The sequence below is a fragment of the Pseudomonas syringae group sp. 26L6 genome (assembly GCF_032587815.1).
GTDB classification, from domain to species: Bacteria; Pseudomonadota; Gammaproteobacteria; order Pseudomonadales; family Pseudomonadaceae; genus Aquipseudomonas; species Aquipseudomonas amygdali.
In genome coordinates this window covers 189007-207047 of record NZ_JAWHPJ010000003.1, presented here as the reverse complement: position 1 = coordinate 207047, position 18041 = coordinate 189007, and the positions used below count along the sequence as shown (strand labels likewise).

18 protein-coding genes are annotated in these 18041 nt (G+C 59.0%); 5 read left to right on the top strand and 13 right to left on the bottom strand.

Annotated features, from left to right (window positions below):
- Window positions 1-129 precede the first annotated feature (129 nt).
- From pepN to RYA97_RS01775, 6 genes are read right to left on the bottom strand one after another with little or no spacing between them, the layout of a single operon-like run.
- Window positions 130-2796, bottom strand: coding sequence for an aminopeptidase N (gene pepN / locus RYA97_RS01800; RefSeq protein ID WP_005744652.1), 2667 nt, complete (start codon window positions 2794-2796; stop codon window positions 130-132).
- Between the two features lie 12 nt (window positions 2797-2808).
- Window positions 2809-3642 carry a DUF2797 domain-containing protein gene (locus tag RYA97_RS01795; RefSeq protein ID WP_004665926.1) on the bottom strand — a complete coding sequence of 278 codons (834 nt, stop codon included), beginning with the start codon at window positions 3640-3642 and terminating at the stop codon, window positions 2809-2811.
- Window positions 3639-3899: a YeaC family protein gene (locus tag RYA97_RS01790; RefSeq protein WP_002554502.1), complete on the bottom strand. Its 261-nt coding sequence runs from the start codon at window positions 3897-3899 to the stop codon at window positions 3639-3641. The genes RYA97_RS01795 and RYA97_RS01790 overlap by 4 nt, the downstream gene beginning before the upstream one ends.
- A gap of 28 nt (window positions 3900-3927) precedes the next feature.
- A complete protein-coding gene (locus RYA97_RS01785; protein ID WP_005744653.1) occupies window positions 3928-4800 on the bottom strand; it encodes a rhomboid family intramembrane serine protease in 873 nt (290 codons plus the stop codon).
- The gene (locus RYA97_RS01780; RefSeq protein ID WP_005744654.1) at window positions 4797-5768 is read right to left on the bottom strand and encodes a metallophosphoesterase; all 972 of its coding nucleotides are present in this window, start codon (window positions 5766-5768) and stop codon (window positions 4797-4799) included. Before RYA97_RS01780 ends, RYA97_RS01785 begins: the two co-directional genes overlap by 4 nt.
- The gene (locus RYA97_RS01775) at window positions 5768-6658 is read right to left on the bottom strand and encodes an NAD(+) kinase (RefSeq protein ID WP_003409651.1); all 891 of its coding nucleotides are present in this window, start codon (window positions 6656-6658) and stop codon (window positions 5768-5770) included. The genes RYA97_RS01780 and RYA97_RS01775 overlap by 1 nt, the downstream gene beginning before the upstream one ends.
- Before the next feature lie 236 nt (window positions 6659-6894).
- Here RYA97_RS01775 and RYA97_RS01770 point away from each other — a divergent pair, with 236 nt between their 5' ends.
- The 3 genes from RYA97_RS01770 to RYA97_RS01760 all read left to right on the top strand — a co-directional run bounded on the left by RYA97_RS01770 (window position 6895) and on the right by RYA97_RS01760 (window position 9527).
- Window positions 6895-8034 (top strand): polymorphic toxin type 44 domain-containing protein, encoded by a 1140-nt coding sequence (locus RYA97_RS01770; protein ID WP_057405012.1) that lies wholly within the window; start codon window positions 6895-6897, stop codon window positions 8032-8034.
- A complete protein-coding gene (locus RYA97_RS01765; protein ID WP_005744658.1) occupies window positions 8031-8462 on the top strand; it encodes a hypothetical protein in 432 nt (143 codons plus the stop codon). The genes RYA97_RS01770 and RYA97_RS01765 overlap by 4 nt, the downstream gene beginning before the upstream one ends.
- Before the next feature lie 81 nt (window positions 8463-8543).
- Window positions 8544-9527 carry a DUF1853 family protein gene (locus tag RYA97_RS01760; protein ID WP_316891766.1) on the top strand — a complete coding sequence of 328 codons (984 nt, stop codon included), beginning with the start codon at window positions 8544-8546 and terminating at the stop codon, window positions 9525-9527.
- Here RYA97_RS01760 and RYA97_RS01755 read toward each other — a convergent pair.
- Both RYA97_RS01755 and RYA97_RS01750 read right to left on the bottom strand, forming a co-directional pair.
- Entirely contained in the window at window positions 9493-10773 is a 1281-nt protein-coding gene (locus RYA97_RS01755; RefSeq protein WP_005744660.1) for an arsenic transporter, read from the bottom strand. The two genes, RYA97_RS01760 and RYA97_RS01755, sit on opposite strands and share 35 nt — an antisense overlap.
- The gene (locus RYA97_RS01750) at window positions 10773-11981 is read right to left on the bottom strand and encodes an MFS transporter (RefSeq protein ID WP_002554510.1); all 1209 of its coding nucleotides are present in this window, start codon (window positions 11979-11981) and stop codon (window positions 10773-10775) included. The genes RYA97_RS01755 and RYA97_RS01750 overlap by 1 nt, the downstream gene beginning before the upstream one ends.
- Window positions 11982-12349: 368 nt before the next feature.
- Here RYA97_RS01750 and RYA97_RS01745 point away from each other — a divergent pair, with 368 nt between their 5' ends.
- Window positions 12350-12661 (top strand): DUF962 domain-containing protein, encoded by a 312-nt coding sequence (locus RYA97_RS01745; protein WP_002554511.1) that lies wholly within the window; start codon window positions 12350-12352, stop codon window positions 12659-12661.
- Between the two features lie 9 nt (window positions 12662-12670).
- Here the strand turns inward: RYA97_RS01745 and RYA97_RS01740 are convergent, their stop codons facing one another.
- The 4 genes from RYA97_RS01740 to RYA97_RS01725 form a co-directional block, all read right to left on the bottom strand.
- Window positions 12671-13492 (bottom strand): UDP-2,3-diacylglucosamine diphosphatase, encoded by an 822-nt coding sequence (locus RYA97_RS01740; protein ID WP_005744662.1) that lies wholly within the window; start codon window positions 13490-13492, stop codon window positions 12671-12673.
- Window positions 13493-13584: 92 nt separating this feature from the next.
- Window positions 13585-13887, bottom strand: coding sequence for a SelT/SelW/SelH family protein (locus RYA97_RS01735; protein ID WP_002554513.1), 303 nt, complete (start codon window positions 13885-13887; stop codon window positions 13585-13587).
- Window positions 13888-13938: 51 nt separating this feature from the next.
- Window positions 13939-14745 carry an ABC transporter ATP-binding protein gene (locus RYA97_RS01730; RefSeq protein WP_005744663.1) on the bottom strand — a complete coding sequence of 269 codons (807 nt, stop codon included), beginning with the start codon at window positions 14743-14745 and terminating at the stop codon, window positions 13939-13941.
- A 2-nt stretch (window positions 14746-14747) separates the two neighbouring features.
- Complete coding sequence (locus RYA97_RS01725) at window positions 14748-15605, bottom strand: ABC transporter permease (RefSeq protein WP_054994756.1); 858 nt, start codon at window positions 15603-15605, stop codon at window positions 14748-14750.
- Window positions 15606-15862: 257 nt separating this feature from the next.
- On the opposite strand from RYA97_RS01725, the gene RYA97_RS01720 reads away from it, so the two are divergent.
- A complete protein-coding gene (locus RYA97_RS01720; RefSeq protein WP_002554516.1) occupies window positions 15863-16951 on the top strand; it encodes an LLM class flavin-dependent oxidoreductase in 1089 nt (362 codons plus the stop codon).
- Between the two features lie 60 nt (window positions 16952-17011).
- On the opposite strand, the gene RYA97_RS01715 is transcribed toward RYA97_RS01720, so the two are convergent.
- Window positions 17012-17917 carry a LysR family transcriptional regulator gene (locus tag RYA97_RS01715; protein ID WP_004657392.1) on the bottom strand — a complete coding sequence of 302 codons (906 nt, stop codon included), beginning with the start codon at window positions 17915-17917 and terminating at the stop codon, window positions 17012-17014.
- Between the last annotated feature and the right edge of the window lie 124 nt (window positions 17918-18041).

Below are 18041 nucleotides of genomic sequence, written 5' to 3'. Positions count from 1 at the left end.
CGTTTCCACGCCCCGCGTTGGCACAATAGTCAAAACACCGCACGGCGACGCACACTCCAAAAAAAAAGCGCTGTCCGCATCAGCGGACAGCGCCTTTCTCACAATTGCCTGTCAGGCACTGGGCAACCCTTATTCAGCCAGGCTTTTACTCACCACTTCATACACGTCCGCCGACAGTTTGCCGGAGGCGAGGATACGCTCCAGCTCGGCCTTCATCAGCGCCTGACGGGCGCTGTCGTATTTGCGCCAGCGGGTCAGTGGTGCCAATTGGCGGGAGGCGATCTGCGGGTTCAGGGCGTTCAGCTCGATCACAAGGTCCGCGAGGAAGCGATAGCCGGAGCCATCTGCCGCGTGGAAATTGATCAGGTTCTGCCCGGCAAATGCACCGATCAGGGCGCGGACCTTGTTCGGGTTCTTGATGCTGAATGCAGGATGCTTCATCAGTTCCTGCACGCGTTGCAGGCCGCCCGGCTGAGTGCTGGCCGCCTGTACGCTGAACCATTGATCCATGACCAGCGCGTTGCTCTTGAAGTTCTCGGCGAACACGGCGAGCGCTTTGTCGCGCTCGGCCGTAAACGGCGAATTGACCAGCACCGCCAGCGCAGTCAGGCGTTCGGTCATGTTGTCACTGGTATCGAACTGGTCGATGGTCGCCGCCAGTACTTCAGGTTTGCCGCTAAGCATCAGGTACGACAGCGCAATGTTCTGCAGCGCGCGACGGGCGAAATGCGTGGACTCGGCGACGTATGGCGTGGCCCTGGATACCTCGCGGTTGGCCTTGTAGCGCGTCAGCAGACTGTCAAACAGGCCGTCGGCCAGTTGCTGGCGAGCAAATTCGCGAGCGGCGTGAATGGCATCGACATCCGCCACCTCGCTGATCTCGGCGAGATAAGCCTCACCCGGCAACGAGAGCATTTCTGCGACCATCGCCTGGTCCAGACGCTCATCCGCCAGCACGGTGCCCAGCGCAGTGATCAAACGCTGGTCCATGACCAGTGCCTGACCTTGCTGGTGCTGACCGATCAGCTCCTGCAATACCTGAACCGACAGTTGCTGACCGGCATCCCAACGGTTGAAACCGTCGCTGTCGTGTTGCATCAGGAACATCAGTTGATCACGGTCATACGGAAAGCTCAGCTTGACCGGCGCAGAGAAACCGCGCAGCAGTGACGGCAGTGGCTTTTCGGCAACGTCAACGAAGGTGAAGGTCTGCTCGGACCCGGTAACCGAGAGCACTCGCGTGGTGCTGGAAGCTGCGGTTTCGTCCGCCAGACGCAGAGCAATTTCGCCGCCTTTGCTGTCCAGCAGCCCCAGTTCGACCGGAATCACAAACGGCTGTTTCTGATCGCCAGGCTGGCCTGGTGTGCTTGGGCAGCTCTGCCGGAAAGTCAGGCTGTAGGTTTTCGCAGCAGCGTCATACGACTCGCTGACCGCCAGACGCGGCGTACCCGCCTGGCTGTACCAGCGCTTGAACTGGCTCAGGTCGACGCCGTTGGCGTCTTCCATGGCCTTGATGAAGTCGTCACAGGTCACGGCCTGGCCGTCATGACGTTCAAAATACAGATCACTGCCCTTGCGGAAGCCTTCGGCGCCCAGCAGGGTGTGGAGCATGCCAACCACTTCCGAACCCTTTTCGTAAACGGTCAGGGTGTAGAAGTTGGAGATTTCGATGAAGCTGTCCGGACGCACGGCGTGGGCCATCGGGCCTGCGTCTTCGGCAAACTGGTGAGTTCGCAGGTAAGCAACGTCCTGAATACGCTTGACCGTGGCCGAGTTCATGTCCGCCGAGAAACCGGCGTCGCGGTACACCGTGAAGCCTTCCTTGAGCGACAGCTGGAACCAGTCACGGCAGGTCACGCGGTTACCCGACCAGTTGTGGAAGTATTCGTGGGCAACGATCGCTTCGACCCGCTGATGCGCGGCATCGGTCGCAGTCTCGGCACGTGCCAGCACGGCACTGGAGTTGAAGATGTTGAGGCCCTTGTTCTCCATCGCGCCCATGTTGAAGTCGTTGACCGCGACAATCATGAAGATGTCCAGGTCATACTCACGACCGTAGGTTTCTTCATCCCAGCGCATGGATTTCTTCAGGCTGGTCATGGCGTGCTGGCACTTGTCGACGTTTTCTGGCTCGACATAGATGCGCAGGGTCACTTCCCGCTGGCTCATGGTGGTAAAGGTGTCTTCGATGCACCACAGATCACCGGCCACCAGCGCGAACAGGTAAGCCGGCTTCATGAACGGGTCTTCCCACGTCGCCCAGTGCCGTCCGCCCTCTTCTTCACCACTGGCAATCGGATTGCCGTTGGAGAGCAGAATAGGGAAATTCTGCTTGTCGGCGCTGAGCGTGGTAGTGAACTTGCTCATCACGTCGGGGCGGTCGAGGTAGTAGGTAATCTTGCGAAAGCCTTCGGCCTCGCACTGGGTGCAGAACATGCCGCTGGATTTGTACAGGCCTTCCAGCGCGGTATTGGTTTCAGGATGAATGCGCACGGTGCTGTCGACCGTGAAACTTTCGGCTTGCGGATGCAGCGTCAGGTGATCTTCTGTCAGTTGATAATCCGCAGCGCTCAGCTCCACATCACTCAGCTTGACCGAGACCAGTTCCAGATGCTGACCGTCCAGCACCAGCGGCGGCAGGCCTGCGCCGCGCTCGGGGTTGCGGCGCATGACCAGTTGGGCATGGACCAGCGATTGGTCGTCGAACAGTTCGAAGGTCAGGTTCGTCTCATCGATGAGGTACTCGGGAGCCTGGTAGTCCTTCAGGTAAATCATTTTCGGTTGTTCGGTGCGCATGCTGGAATCCTTCTACTGATGCACGGCCAGCTGATAGGCCGTGTACTTGCGAATATTGATCACGCCGGTATCGAAAATCAGGTATTGGCCCTTGATCCCCAGCAGCGTGCCTTCGGCAATCGGGTTCTTGTCCAGATTGAAGCTGACAATCTTGGTCGGATACGCCTCGACCGGGTAACGAAACTCGACAGGCTCGGCGTCATGTAGCAATTGGATGGCTTGCAGACCGAATCGTTCTTGCAATCCCAGCAGGCCCGCGCCGCAACTGTCGAACAATTCCTGGCGAATGGCCTTGAGATCGACCGGCTGGGCATCACCTTTGAGCAGCGCACGCCAGTTGGTACGGTCGGCCACCTGACTGCGCAGCAGGTCTTCGACAAAGCCTGACTGCTGACGGGTGGCCACACGCAGAATCGGCAACGCCTGACTTGCGCCCTGATCCAGCCAGCGGGTCGGCAACTGCGTGGACCGGGTAATACCGACCTTCACGCCTGACGAATTGGCCAGGTAGACGATGTGATCGGTCATGCAGAACTGTTCGCCCCATGCCGGATCGCGACAGGTGCCCTGATCGTGATGGCATTTTTCCGGGCTCATGATGCACATGTCGCATTGCGCCAGCTTGAGCATGCACGGGTAGCAGTAGCCCTGGCTGTAGCTGGACTTGGTCTTGCGCCCGCAATGACTGCAATGAATGGCACCAAGAAACTCCAGGCGCAGCGTCTTGCCGATCAGCGGGTTGACCGCAATCTCGGTCTCGCCCAGGCGAAAAGCGTATTGCACACATGACGCATCATCCTGACGCGCCGACATTTTGTTGACTGCTCCGCGACCAATTTCGATCAATGAATAGCATCCGATTTGAACAGGATATTGGGCACTGGCGCTGATTTGGAGGCGCATTCCTGCGGCCCCATGTAGCCCGTGCGCTGGTCTTCCGGCAGGTTCTGCACTTCCCAGGCGATCAGCGCCTGCAACGACAGCTCACGCTGTTCCTGAGTAAGCTTGCGGCCATCGGACCATTTGCCGATTTCCACGGCCAGCTTCAGGCTTTCGTAGATATCCGGGGTGATGTTTTCGATCATTTCTATAAAAGACGACATGGCGCACTCCAGAAAATAGCGGGTAATTTTACGACTTGCGGCGCGCAATCGCACCGCCGACCAGGCCGGTAGCACAACCGATGATCAGACCGCCGACATGCGCGCCGTTGGCGATCTCGCCGAAACCGAGCATGCTCACCAGGCCGGACAGGCATAGCGCCAGCCAGATGAGCATCATGATCAATACCCCACGCGGCAGGCGATAGACCGGGTTGGGCGCCAGTATCTGGAAAATCCAGCAATGCCCGAGCAGGCCATACAGCACGCCGGACAGTCCGCCAAACAGGCTTGGGCCGCTGAACAGGTACTGCACGTAATTTGAAACAGCTGAAAACAGCAGCGTGAGCAGCAATAAAGACAGGCTGCCCTGACGAATTTCGATACGTCGGCCCAGTTCCCAGAACCACATGCCGTTCATGGCCAGGTGCAGGATGCCGAAGTGAATCAGCATCGGTGAGACGATCCGCCACCATTGCCCGGCGGCCAGGCTGTCGGACAACGGCAGAAACGTCGCGTACTCGCCACTGATCCGGAAATCCTGAAAGGTCAGCCAGCGGATGGCTTCAAGGTTGTCGCCCAGCAACGTCATGCCCGCCACCAGCAGGGTGACCAGCAATACCAGGGCCGTTACCGGGCTGTTGCGTAGCTGCTCGATCAGGCCTGGCGACTTGTACGTCACGTTTGGGGCGTCTTGCGCCAGTTGAAAATGCTCGTCCCCTTCAGGAAAGCGCGTGTACAAGTCGCGCACCTCATCGGCCAGTTGCGGCGCATCCGGCACCCAAAGTACCTGCTCGCCAGCCTCTTCGCTGACCCTGTGGGGAATCCGCAAGCGCTGCAACAGGCTGACAAACCCGCTCAGGTTGGTGGTCAACGGCAACCGCAGGACTGCAACAGCACTCATTCTGAAACCTCGGGACGCTGCACGTCGACCCAGACGAATTTGTCCGGGTCGATCTGTGTTTCCTGGTCCAGCCGATAGGCGACCAGCTTGCCGTAGAGCACGGCGCTGTAATCCAGACAGGCCAGGTTCGGCCGGATGGGCGCAGGGACGCCGCTGCGCCAGTAATGACCGACAAACAGCAGCGGCTCATTGATACCGTAACGCAGCAATGCGTTTTTTTCCGACGTGGACAGCGGGGTCTTGGCTACGCCTTCAGGCAGCGCGTCGGGCTGAAATACCACGTCGCCATAGGTCTGCGGGTCATCTTCCCAGAACTTGGTACGAAAGAACTCGCGGGTCAGCCCGTCGCCGCCGGTCAGGGTAAGACCGTGCGGCAAACGCATGTCGGTGCCGCGCAGCAGACGGTTGAAGACATTGCTGGCGAAGCTGCCGGGCACTGCCGAGGCCTGGACAAAATGCTTGTCGATACAGCCGGTGCCATGCAGGCCGCGCAACGGATCAATCAGAGTCGCATCCCAGCAGGCATGCACCACCCTGAAGCGACCGGCGTCCATGTACAGCGGCAGCTCATAGAACCAGTTGACGAACTCGCTCCATTCATCCAGGTAGCGCTCGAACTGCGCCAGGGTTTCGCCGATCAGCCGGGCATGGCGCGGGGTGTGCTCACGCACGAACTCATGACCGCTTTCCGGCAAGGCTGGCGTCATCCAGCCCAGCGCGTTGAACTCATGGTTGCCCATGATGCACAGGGCATGACCGGCCTGAACCATATCGCGGACGATATGCAGCGACTCGCGAATACGCGGGCCACGGTCAATGATGTCGCCGAGGAAAATCGCAATACGCTCAGGGTGACGCCAGACGCCAGCCTGCAGACGGTAGCCGAGAAGCTCCAGCAAGTGCTCCAAGGTATGGGCGCACCCGTGCACGTCACCGATCAGATCGTAGCCACGCGCCGGATCGAGCATTAATCGCCCCCGCCGCCGAGCTTGCTGCCCCAGCCGAGCTTGGTGCGGCAGACTTCGTAATAATTGTGATCCAGCGGGTGAATCAGACGCAGCTTCTGCGGTTTCTTGCTGACCGTGATGGTGTCACCCGGTGCGCAGGTAAAGTGATTCTGGCCATCGCAGGACACTTGCGGATAAATGGTCATGTCCTTGGACACCACGATTTTCAGCTCGCTGTTGCCGTCGACCACGATGGGCCGCCCGGACAAGGTGTGCGGGTACATCGGCACGATAACGATGGCGTCGAGCTTGGGATGCATGATCGGCCCGCCCGCCGACAGCGCATAGGCTGTCGATCCGGTCGGCGTGGCGACGATCAGGCCATCGGCCTTCTGACTGCACACAAACTGACCATCTATATAGATCTCGAACTCGATCATGCGCGTGGACTTGCCGGGGTGCAGCACAACGTCGTTGAGCGCATCGCCCTGACCGATGGCCTCGCCGTGGCGACGCACTTCGGCCTGAAGCAGGAAGCGGTTTTCAACCAGATAGTGCCCGTCGAGCACTTCAGCGCATTTGACCTCCAGCTCGTCGGGACGAATGTCGGTCAGAAAACCCAGGCTGCCGCGGTTGATACCCAGCACCGGAACGTTGTGCCTGGCCAGTGCCCGTGCTGCCCCTAACAGGCTGCCATCGCCACCGACCACGATGACCATGTCACAGACTTCACCGAGCATCTTGCGCGACGAGGTTTGCAGGCCATGACCGGGCAGGACTTCGGCAATCGTCTCTTCAAGAATGACGTGCAGGTGGCGGTCCAGCAGGAATCTCTTGAGTCGGCGAACGGTCTCGAGCACCTGAACACTGCCCAGGCGACCGATGATGCCGATATTGCGAAATTGCTCCATGAGGCTCCTGCTGCGGTTTCGAGACGACTTAAAACAGCGATTATGGGCGAAACGGCCCGGTAGCAGCAAACCGGCACGTAAAGATCTAGCGAAACGCCTCATCACGAAGCGCTTCAATCAGCAGATTGCCTCTGAACGAATGAGCGAATTCCCGCAAAAAAACCGGATTTGCCTTACATACCCCACAGAAGATGTTCATTAGCTTCGTCCATTTTCAATACACCTAAGGACGACACATGATTCCCTCAGGCCGCCAGGGCGACATGCACCTCTGCCCGTTGCCGGGCCACGGTTGCACCCCGATTGTCACAGCCTCCTCCGACACCCTGATCAACGGCATGTCCGCCGCCAGAGTAGGCGATATGTGCGGCTGCGGCGCGGTGATCGTCACCGGCTTTCCCTCAATCCTCATCAACGGTCGTCCGATGGCCCACCTGGGCAGCCCGACCAGCCACGGCGGAACGATCATTTCCGGCAGCCCCGATGTGGGTGGCGGCTCCGACTTCGGCGATGCCGCTGGCCCAGCCATCGATTTCTCCAGGCTCGGCATCCTTCGCAAGGACGGCACACTGGACGAACCGAAGCTGAATCAGCTTGTGAAAGACCCTGGGTTGCAGGAGAAAGCCAAAGCGGCTGAAGCACTATTCCCACCTGCAACGTCCAACACGGCCATAGCGCCAGCCTGCAACCACCCGGATCAAATGGAAGAACTGACCCGCTACATCGCTGACGAGATGAACCGAAACCTTCTGCATCCCACCGTGCAGAAATTGAAACAACTGCTGAACTACGACACCGCAGAAGAAACCCGTAAATGGATGGAGTTGCCGTGGTACGCGCAGATGGGTGCGCATAATAATCCACAAACGATTGCGGCTTCGAATACTGCGGCGGCAATGGTGATATGGGCGGAAAAGGTAGGACAGAACAGGGAGTGGGATCACAAGCCAAAAATACTGGAAAAATTCAACAACGATTCTCGTCATAAACAAGGCAGGTACGCTTATTACTATGACATCTGGTCGAACATTCACTATGGATACATCGGAATGGCTGCCGGGTTCTCAGAAGCCGTGCTTCTGGACGGTGCAGGACTTGAGCAAATCGCGTCGGAAACATTGGGGAAAATAAAAAGACCACTCAAGAACGATTGGCCAGCACCCTCTGAGGGAGCCGATGGGCTACGAGCCTGGGATGACGCCCCCGACCGAATATCCATTGGCATAGGTGTGTCGCTCTATCGCCGCTTCCCGAATGGCGAAATACAGGCCGATGAAATCATGAAAGACGTTTTACAGATACCCAAGAGCAGCTGGGGTAAAGGAGTGGAACTGCACTCATGCTTTGGCAAGCCTGAAAACAAGAGCACTGCATGAACCGAAAAATCCTGATACACGCCATTGCCCGCTGGCCGAAGTTAACGGCGACCTTTCTCATCCTCGCACTATGGGATTTCGCTACGCCCTACGTAAGCGTCTATTACTCAGACAAGGCAGACGGAGAGCTTAGCTACACATGGATTACCGATCATCGCATAAGCAGAGGTGGCATAGAGCCTGGAGGAGCAACTGGGGACAGCGGCCACATATTTCAAAAAAAGAAATTCTTCATGTATTTCTTCTGGCACAACTCAACATTCAGCGGCTGCGTGAACATAGATCCACAATGGCCAGAGACTACAATCTTCATAGATGCCAACGGCCGCATCGACCTGAACGCCAAAGGGGCAACCGACGTCAAGCGATTCTCGCCTTGTCCCGGTGAAGACGCTGATTTTCTCGGGCTGGCCAGGCCCGTTGGATAGCACCGCATCTTTTCGCCTTCACAATCAGCTCACCTGCACATCAGCACCCTGCTGCACCTCAACTCACGCTATCCTCGGCACATGACTTTATTCCCCAGCCTGATAGACCTCCCCCGCCAACTACGGCACTCCGAAGTGCGCGACCTTGCCTGGGTGATCCTCGCGCCGCCCATGCTGGAAGTCGCGCCGTGGCCACAGCGTCATCCGCTGGCCGGCAGTGACTGGGTACAGGACCCGCAGCGATTGGCAGACTTTCTCTGGCAACTCGACCGTGACAGTCGCCCGCTGGAAGACTGGCTGGCGCTGGCAACCACACGCCGGCTGGGCCGCTATTACGAACGGCTCTGGCAGTTCGCAGTGCAGCACGCGCCGGGGGTGGAAATCATTGCCGCCAACCTGCCGATCCGGCTCGGCAGCCAGACGCTGGGCGAACTGGACATGCTGCTGCGTGATCGTGAAGGCGTGCATCACGTTGAACTGGCAATCAAGCTCTACCTTGGGCCGCAGGACGGAGACGGCCGCGATCCGGCGTGCTGGCTGGGGCCCGGCTGCCAGGATCGGCTGGACCGCAAGCTTGCCCACCTGAGCCAGCATCAGTTGCCGATGTCTGCACGTCCGGAAAGCCGAGCGGCCCTGGCAGCGCTGGGTGTCGAGGCATTCAGCGCGCAGTTGTGGCTGGGCGGTTATCTGCTGTATCCGTGGCCAGGCTCATGCGAATCGCCCGCAGGTGTTCACCCGCAGCATCTCAAGGGCCGCTGGTTGCATCAACGTGACTGGAAGCGGTTTGTGGCGCAAAGCAGCCCCGGACGCTGGCAACCCCTGCCGCGTCATGCCTGGCTGGCACCAGCGCTTTACCACGATGCGTGGAGCGATCAGCAGCTACGCGACTGGCTGGCCGAACTCGACCCGCTGGCTCCGGCGCAATTGCTGGTGCGCCTGAAAGAGAATACCGAGGGCAACTGGGAAGAAGCCGAGCGCTTGTTTCTGGTGTCGGACATGTGGCCGAATCTGGCCGACACCAGCCACCTGCTCAACTCAATCGAAGTGCCAGCGCAGCCAGTGTAATCAGCAACACCGGCACGGTCAGTACGATGCCGACCTTGAAGTAGTAGCCCCAACTGATGGTGATTCCCTTGCGCTCCAGCACATGCAGCCAGAGCAGCGTCGCCAGACTGCCGATCGGGGTAATTTTTGGCCCCAGGTCGCTGCCGATCACGTTGGCGTAGATCATCGCTTCCTGAATGGCCCCGCTGGCATGGCTTGCATCAATGGACAGCAGCCCGATGAGCACGGTGGGCATGTTGTTCATGATCGAAGACAGAAACGCGGTCATGACGCCGGTGCCCATCGCTGCGCCCCAGATGCCATAGCCGGCAAACCAGTCCAGCAGACTGGCCAGATAACCGGTGAGTCCGGCGTTGCGCAGACCATAAACCACCAGGTACATACCCAGCGAAAACACCACGATGTGCCACGGTGCTTCTTTCATCACCTTGCGCGTCTTGATCGTATGCCCTTTGGCGGCAATGGCGAGCAGCAGCAACGCGCAGACCGACGAAATCGCACTGATCGGGATGCCCAGCGGCTCAAGAGCGAAACAGCCCACCAACAAAATCAGCAGTACGGCCCAACCGGCCAGAAACGTAGCGCGGTCATGGATAGCCGTTTCGGGCTTGTCCAGATGTTCGGGCTCGAACTCGCTGGGAATATCCCGACGGAAATACCACATCAACACGGCCAGAGTGGCGGCGACACTGGCCAGGTTCACCGGCACCATGACGGCTGCGTAACGGTTGAAACCGATCTTGAAGTAATCCGCCGAAACGATGTTCACCAGGTTCGATACCACCAACGGCAGGCTGGCCGTATCGGCAATGAAGCCGGCCGCCATGACGAACGCCAGGGTCGACGCAGCGGAGAAGCGCAACGCCAGCATCATGGCAATGACGATAGGCGTGAGAATCAGCACGGCACCGTCGTTGGCGAACAAGGCTGATACCAGCGCACCGAACAGCACGAACAGGGCGAACAGACGACGTCCCTTACCCTTGCCCCAGCGCGCCACATGCAGCGCGGCCCAGGCAAAGAAACCCGCCTCATCCAGTAACAGCGTGATAATGATCAGCGAAATGAACGTCGCCGTGGCATTCCAGATGATGCCCCACACCACAGCGATGTCGCCGAGGTGCACAACCCCTGTCAGCAACGCCAGAACCGCCCCGAGTACCGCACTCCAGCCTACGCTCAGGCCTTTGGGCTGCCAGATGACCAGCGTAATGGTGAACAGGAAGATCAGCGTTGCTATCAGCATTATTTGGTCCGGGGTAGAAGAATGGCGAGGATGCCAAGCAGCGGCAGGTATGAGCACAACGTGTAGACGAACAGAATGCCGTGGCTGTCAGCCAGATAGCCGAGCAAGGCTGCGCCAATGCCGCCGAAGCCGAACATCAGGCCAAAGAAAAGCCCGGCAATCATGCCCACGTTGCCAGGTACAAGCTCCTGGGCGTAGACGACGATGGCGGAAAAAGCCGACGCCAGTACAAAGCCAATGATCACGCTGAGCACGCTGGTCCAGAACAGGTCTGCATAAGGCAGGGCCAGGGTGAACGGTGCAGCGCCAAGGATCGAAAACCAGATCACGGCCTTGCGACCAATGCGGTCGCCGATCGGACCGCCGAAAAAGGTCCCGGCCGCCACTGCGCCCAGAAACAGGAACAAGTGCAACTGCGAGCTGGCGACTGAAAGGTCAAACTTCTCGATCAGGTAGAAGGTGAAATAGCTGGTCAGGCTGGTCATGTAGAAGAACTTGGAAAACACCAGAAATGCCAGCACTGCCAGTGAGGCAATCACGCGTTTTCTGGACAGTCCATGAGTGGCCGCCTGACCTGCCTTGAGCTTGAACAGGTTGAGGTGCGCGCGATACCAGCGGCTTATCGCATACAGCAGACCCAGCGAGAACAATGCGAACAAGCCGATCCAGGCCACGTTGCCCTGGCCGAACGGGATGATGATCGCCGCCGCCAGCAATGGCCCGAACGCGGAGCCGGTGTTGCCGCCCACCTGAAAGGTCGACTGCGCGAGCCCATAACGACCACCGGAAGCCAGTCGCGCGATACGCGAGGCTTCCGGGTGGAATGTCGAAGAACCGATGCCGATCAAGGCGGCAGCCAGCAGAATCAATGGAAAACTGCCCACCATCGACATCATCACAATGCCGACCAGCGTACAGATCGACCCTACAGGCAGTACCAGGGGGTTAGGATGGCGGTCAGTGTAATAACCGACCCAGGGCTGCAGCAGCGATGCGGTGATCTGAAACGTCAGGGTAATCAGGCCGATCTGGGTGAAGCTCAAGTCGTAGCTGGCCTTGAGCATCGGGTAGATCGACGGAAGAATGGCCTGAATCAGGTCGTTGATCAGGTGAGCAAGGGCAACGGCACCAATAATGCGCATCACCAGCGGGCTGGCTTGAGGGGGGGTCGAGGCCTTCGCCGTTACAGGCTGAGCGCTGGTCGCCATGGGTATTCATCCGTAAAAAGGTTTTCAGGTTCCCCGGACGGATGATTACAAGATGTGTCACGCGTACCAAGGCGCGCCAATGTGCCATTTTTCAGGGCAACTGTGCCATGTTTTGTTGCGTTTTTGCTGACGGGTCGAGAACTGCTCCGCGCTGCACAGCGGTTCTGTGATGTCAGGTGGATTGAGGTTCGACTCAGATTCTCGTTCCCACGCTCAGCGTGGTAATGCCTTATGCCAACGCGGAGCATTGGCACGATAGTCGTAAACATCAGCAAGCTAGTCACGTCCATCGTGCCCACGCTCCACATCGGCACGACAGTCGGCTAAATTTGTGTATAACAACAAGGGCCAATACGAGGGTGCGCGCCGTGGATACCATCAAGCGTTTCTCAAGCTTTGCCGAGTTCTATCCTTTCTACCTCGCCGAGCACAGCAGCAGTACCAGTCGGCGCCTGCACTTTGTGGGCACCTCATTGGTGATCTTCCTGCTGGCGTTCGGTGTGGGCAGCGGTCGCTGGGGGTTGTTGTGGTTGTTACCCGTCGCGGGTTACGGTTTTGCCTGGGCCGGGCATTTCTTCTTCGAGAAAAACCGGCCGGCCACGTTCAAGCATCCGTTCTACAGCCTGCTCGGCGATTTCGTCATGTACCGCGATATGCTGTTGGGCAAGGTGTCGTTCTAGCCGGTTGAATCAGGCAACCGTTTCGCTGACCGGCTCCTGAACCACCGGCTGGCTTGCTTTCAAGTGCGCGTCCGCCAGACGAAACAGTTCGATAGTGCCGTCCAGGTGTTCGATCAGGGCGGTACAGGATTCAACCCAGTCGCCGCAATTGAGGTATTCCACGCCACCCACCTGGCGGATTTCCGCATGATGGATGTGCCCGCAGACCACGCCATCCAGGCCGCGCTTCACGCATTCGTGGGCGATGGCTTCCTCGAAATCGCTGATGAAATTCACCGCACTCTTGACCTTGTGCTTCAGGTAAGCCGACAGCGACCAGTAACCATAGCCGTACTTGGCGCGCCAATGGTTCAGCCAGCGGTTGAGGGTCAGGGTGAATTCGTAGGCCGAATCGCCGAGAAAAGCCAGCCAGCGGTGATAACGGGTAATCACGTCGAACTGGTCGCCGTGGATGACCAGAAGACGACGACCATCGGCCGTCACGTGCTCGGCTTCGTCCACCAGCTGGATGTTGCCCAGAACCAATTTGGAGTAACGACGCAGGAATTCGTCGTGGTTGCCCGTGACATAAATGACTTCGGTGCCGCGCTTGCTCATGGTCAGCAGCCGACGGATCACATTGGTATGCGCCTGCGGCCAGTACATGCCGCCGCGCAGCTTCCAGCCGTCGATGATATCGCCCACCAGATACACCCTGTCAGCCTGATAGCGCTTGAGAAACGCGGACAAGTGCTCGGCCTGGCAATCGCGCGTGCCCAGATGAACGTCGGAAATCCACAAGGTGCGCACGCGTTGTTTGCGGCTGGGTGTGGCGAGCTGAGCACTGGTCATGGGATGACCTCCGGCAGGGTTTCCAAGAGAGTGGAGCATGCCGGTTAACCGAATGTGACACGTGCGTGGCGATGTCGTGACAATGGCCTTTATTACTGAGGACTGGCGGGAGTATGACGGTCGTTGTGGCCCAGATCACGGGCCGGGTCGATCTGGTCGCGGAGCCGCTGCTTGAGCACCTTGGCCTCGGGAAAGCCGCCGTCGGCCTTGCGTTCCCAGAGTTGCACGCCATCGCAGGTAATGCGAAACACACCACCGGTGCCCGGCTGCAACGAGACCTTGCCCAGGTCGTCACTGAACGTGCTCAACAGCTCCTGGGCGAGCCAGGCGGCGCGCAATAGCCACTGGCATTGAATGCAATAGGTGATGATGACTTCGGGCTTTTCGGCAGACATGGACGTCCCCTCCAGAAATTCAGACGCCCATGATACGCACCCTGCGCAGGATCAACGAGCATTGGCGAAACGACGCAATGCGCTGAGCGTCACGTCGTGGGTTGGCTCCTGCGTTGCAGTATCGGCAGCCTGCGTCTTCACGCCCAGCAAACCCAGCAAGCGGCTACGAATTGCCTGAAACCCGGCCTGCCCGCTGTCACGTTGGCGTGGCAGGTCGACGCGGATGTCATCGGCGAGTTTACCGTCGGCCAGCACGATGACCCGGTCAGCGAGCAGGATCGCCTCATCGACATCGTGCGTTACCAGCAGCACCGCCGGGGTGTGCTTGCGCCACAGATCAATGATCAACTGGTGCATGCGAATGCGGGTCAAGGCATCGAGGGCGGCGAAAGGCTCGTCGAGCAACAGCAGTTTCGGCTCACGGACCAGGCCGCGCGCCAACGCTACACGCTGCGCCTCGCCACCGGATAATGTGGCCGGAAAGGCATTCAGCCGATGGGCCAGACCGACTTCGGTCAATGCTGCTTCGGCCCGAGCCTTGGCATCGTTGATGCGCAGGCCGAGAACCACGTTTTTCCAGGCACTTTTCCACGGCATCAGCCGCGGTTCCTGAAACACCGCGGCACGTGCCACCGGCACACGCAGCTCGCCACTGTCGATGTCGTCCAGCCCGGCCAGAGTGCGCAGCAAGGTGGTCTTGCCGGAGCCACTGGCACCCAGCAAAGCGACAAACTCGCCCGCGGCAATGTCCAGGTCCAGCCCGTCAATCACCCGTTGTGGGCCAAACTGGCGAACCACGTTACGCAACTGAACCGGGGGCGTGACTGATGAAGTGTTACGCAACTCAAGGGTCGCCATGCTCAATTCCTCACGAAGGTCGGTCGCCAGGCCAGCGCATAGCGCTCCAGCGTGCGAATGATGCCGTCGATCACCAGGCCCAGGACGCTATAGATCAACAGGCAGATAACGATCACATCAGTGCGCATGAAGTCGCGGGCATCGCTGGCCAGAAAGCCGATTCCCGCGGTGGTGTTGATTTGTTCGACAAACACCAGCGCCAGCCAGGAGATACCCAGTGAATATCGCAGCCCGACAAAAAAAGAAGGCAGCGAACCGGGCAGAATCACGTGCCAGATCAGCTCGCGACGGCTCAGCCCCAAGGTGTTGGCGGCCTCGATCAGTTTCGGGTCGATGTTGCGGATGCCGGAAAACAGGTTCAGGTACACCGGAAAGGTGGTGCCCATCACGATCAGCGCCACTTTGGTGAATTCACCAATGCCGAACCAGAGGATGAACAGCGGCACCAGTGCCAGCGACGGAATGGTGCGCAGCATTTGCATCGGCGAGTCGAGGGCGATTTCGCCGCGCCGGGAAAGCCCGGTTATCAATGCAGCGACCACACCAATACTGACGCCGATGCTCAAGCCCAGCAATGCGCGCTGCAGCGATACCCACAGGTGCACGGCCAGTTCGCCTGAAACAATCATCGACCATAGCGTACCGCCGATCTGCGACGGTGCGGCGATCACTCGGCTGGGCAACAGACCGGTTTGTGAGGCCAGTTCCCAGAGCAGCAACAGCGCCAGCGGGCTGAGCAGACGCAAAACAGAGCCCGGCACTTGCCGACGCTGGCGATGCTGTTCAGAGGCGCGACGCTGTTCAGGCTTGTTGACCAGCAGAAAACCGGGGTCGGCGGGGTTGAGCGTTGTGTCAGACATAGGCGCATCCTTTCTGGGCAAATCGGGCATGACGCACCCGACGCAGTATGAACATCATGCTAAGAGCATAAGAAAGCCGAGTGAAATTCTATTTAGCTCTAAGCTAATAGTTAAAATATTTGATTACCAATAAAACTTATAATGCATATTTTTTATAATTAACTTAGACCAAAATCGAATTTCACAGCCTCGTCTGCTTGCCTTTATGGTGCTTCTCGACAAGGTCGAACGGACCTCAACCATTGGCAGGAGTTTTCATGAGCATCGAATTCATTGGCTATATCGCCACGCAACCCGGTTCTGAAATCCACCCGCGCAGCGGCGCGACCATCCAGCCCGACTACGTGAAGACAGTGGCCAAGGCTCATGAAGACGCAGGTTTTGATCGTGCGCTGATCGCATACCACTCCAACAGCCCGGACAGCACACTGGTGGCCGCGCATGCCGCCAGCGTGACCAGCACACTGAAGTTTCTTGTCGCGCATCGTCCCGGTTTCATCTCCCCCACCGTGGCAGCCCGGCAATTTGCGACGCTGGACGTGTTCAATGGCGGGCGCACTGCGGTGCATATCATTACCGGCGGCGACGACAAGGAGCTGCGCGCCGATGGCAGCCACATCGGCAAGGACGAACGCTACGCGCGCAGCGATGAATACCTCAGCGTGGTGCGTCAGGAATGGACCAGCGACAAGCCCTTTGACCATCAGGGCACTTACTACCAGTTCGAGGGCGCGCACTCGCTGGTCAAGTCCCCGCAGCAGCCACACATCCCGCTGTACTTTGGCGGTTCTTCGGCAGCGGCGATTGCGGTGGCTGGCAAGCATGCCGACGTCTATGCCTTGTGGGGCGAGACGTACGAACAGGTGCGCGATGTGGTCAAACAGGTGCGCGCCGAAGCCGCCAAACATGGCCGGACCATTCGTTTCAGCCTGTCGTTGCGCCCGATTCTGGCCGACACCGAAGAACAAGCCTGGGCACGCGCCGACAGCATTCTGGAAAAAGCCAAGGCATTGGCAGACCGCAACGGCTTTGTCCGTCGCGAACCACCCAACGAAGGGTCGCGTCGCCTGCTGGCCGCAGCGGCACAAGGTTCACGTCTGGACAAGCGCCTGTGGACCGGCATCGCTGGCCTGCTCGGCGCGCAGGGCAATTCCACGTCGCTGGTCGGCACCCCGGAACAGGTCGCCGAAGCGCTGCTGGACTATTACGACCTGGGGATTACCACCTTCCTGATTCGCGGCTTCGACCCGCTGGAAGATGCTATCGATTATGGCAAGAAGCTGATCCCGCTGACCCGCGCACTGGTGGCTCAGCGTGAACGGCAGGCTCGCGAACAAGTGGCCTGATTCAACGCCATGCGGGCGGGCGAGGCTTCTGACTGAAGACTGCCCGCCCGCAATGACGTTTCAGGCGGCTGCTGAAACCGGCTTGAGGGAGCGCGCCACCAGCGCGCCAAAAGCCTCGACCGGTGCTTGCAGATTGCCCAGAAAACGTGGGTAGAACAGCCACAGGTCCATCACCGGTTTGAAGTCCTTGAGCGGTAGCACCACCAGTTGCTCGCGGTGAGCGCTGCGCTCCAGCAACGGCCTTGGCACCAGACCCAACCCCATGCCATCGGCTACCAGCCCCAGTTGCAGCTCGGTGCCGAAGGTTTCCAGATTGACCTTCATGCTCAGCCCCTGATCGGTCAGCGTACGCTGCAAACCTGCGCGAAAACCGCAGCCGTCGGGGTTGAGTACCCAGCCCTGCTCGTAGCAATCCGCCAGCTTGCCGGGCTTTTTCGGCACCAGCCCCTTGGCGCAGACCACCACCAGTTCCATCTTGCCGATTGACTGACCGACAATGTTGTCCGGAAATATCTTGCCAGCAGGGAACAGCGCTGCCGCAGCATCCAGCTCACCGTTTTCGATCTTGCCGATCAGGTGGCTGCCCCAGCCGGTGCTAACCTGGGCGCGCAAATCCGGGAATTCTCCGCGTAGCTGCTTGAGCGCATCGAGCAGCACCACGTCACCGATGGTTTGCGGCACACCCAGACGCAATAGGCCGCTGGGCGGCGTGTCGCTGGCCACCAGCTCGCGCAACGCATCCATCTCGCGCAGGATTGCCAGGCACTTCTGGTACACCTGGATGCCCATCGGCGTTGGCTTGAGCGGCTTGGTATTACGATCGAACAGCTCGACCCCAAGGGCCTGCTCGAAATTCTGCACCCGGCGAGTAATCGCCGGCTGGGTCAGATCCAGCGATTCAGCGGCATGGCTGATCGACTGACAGCGGATGACTGCAACGAACGCATCGATATCATCAATTTTCATTCGGACCGCACATAAAGAAGAGAAGAAACACAGGCAAAAAGAATAGTCCCGGCAGACGTCCATTCATAGCCCGTCCAACAGACCGACGCTAGATTTCACGCATTGCAGCACGGAAGTAAAAGAC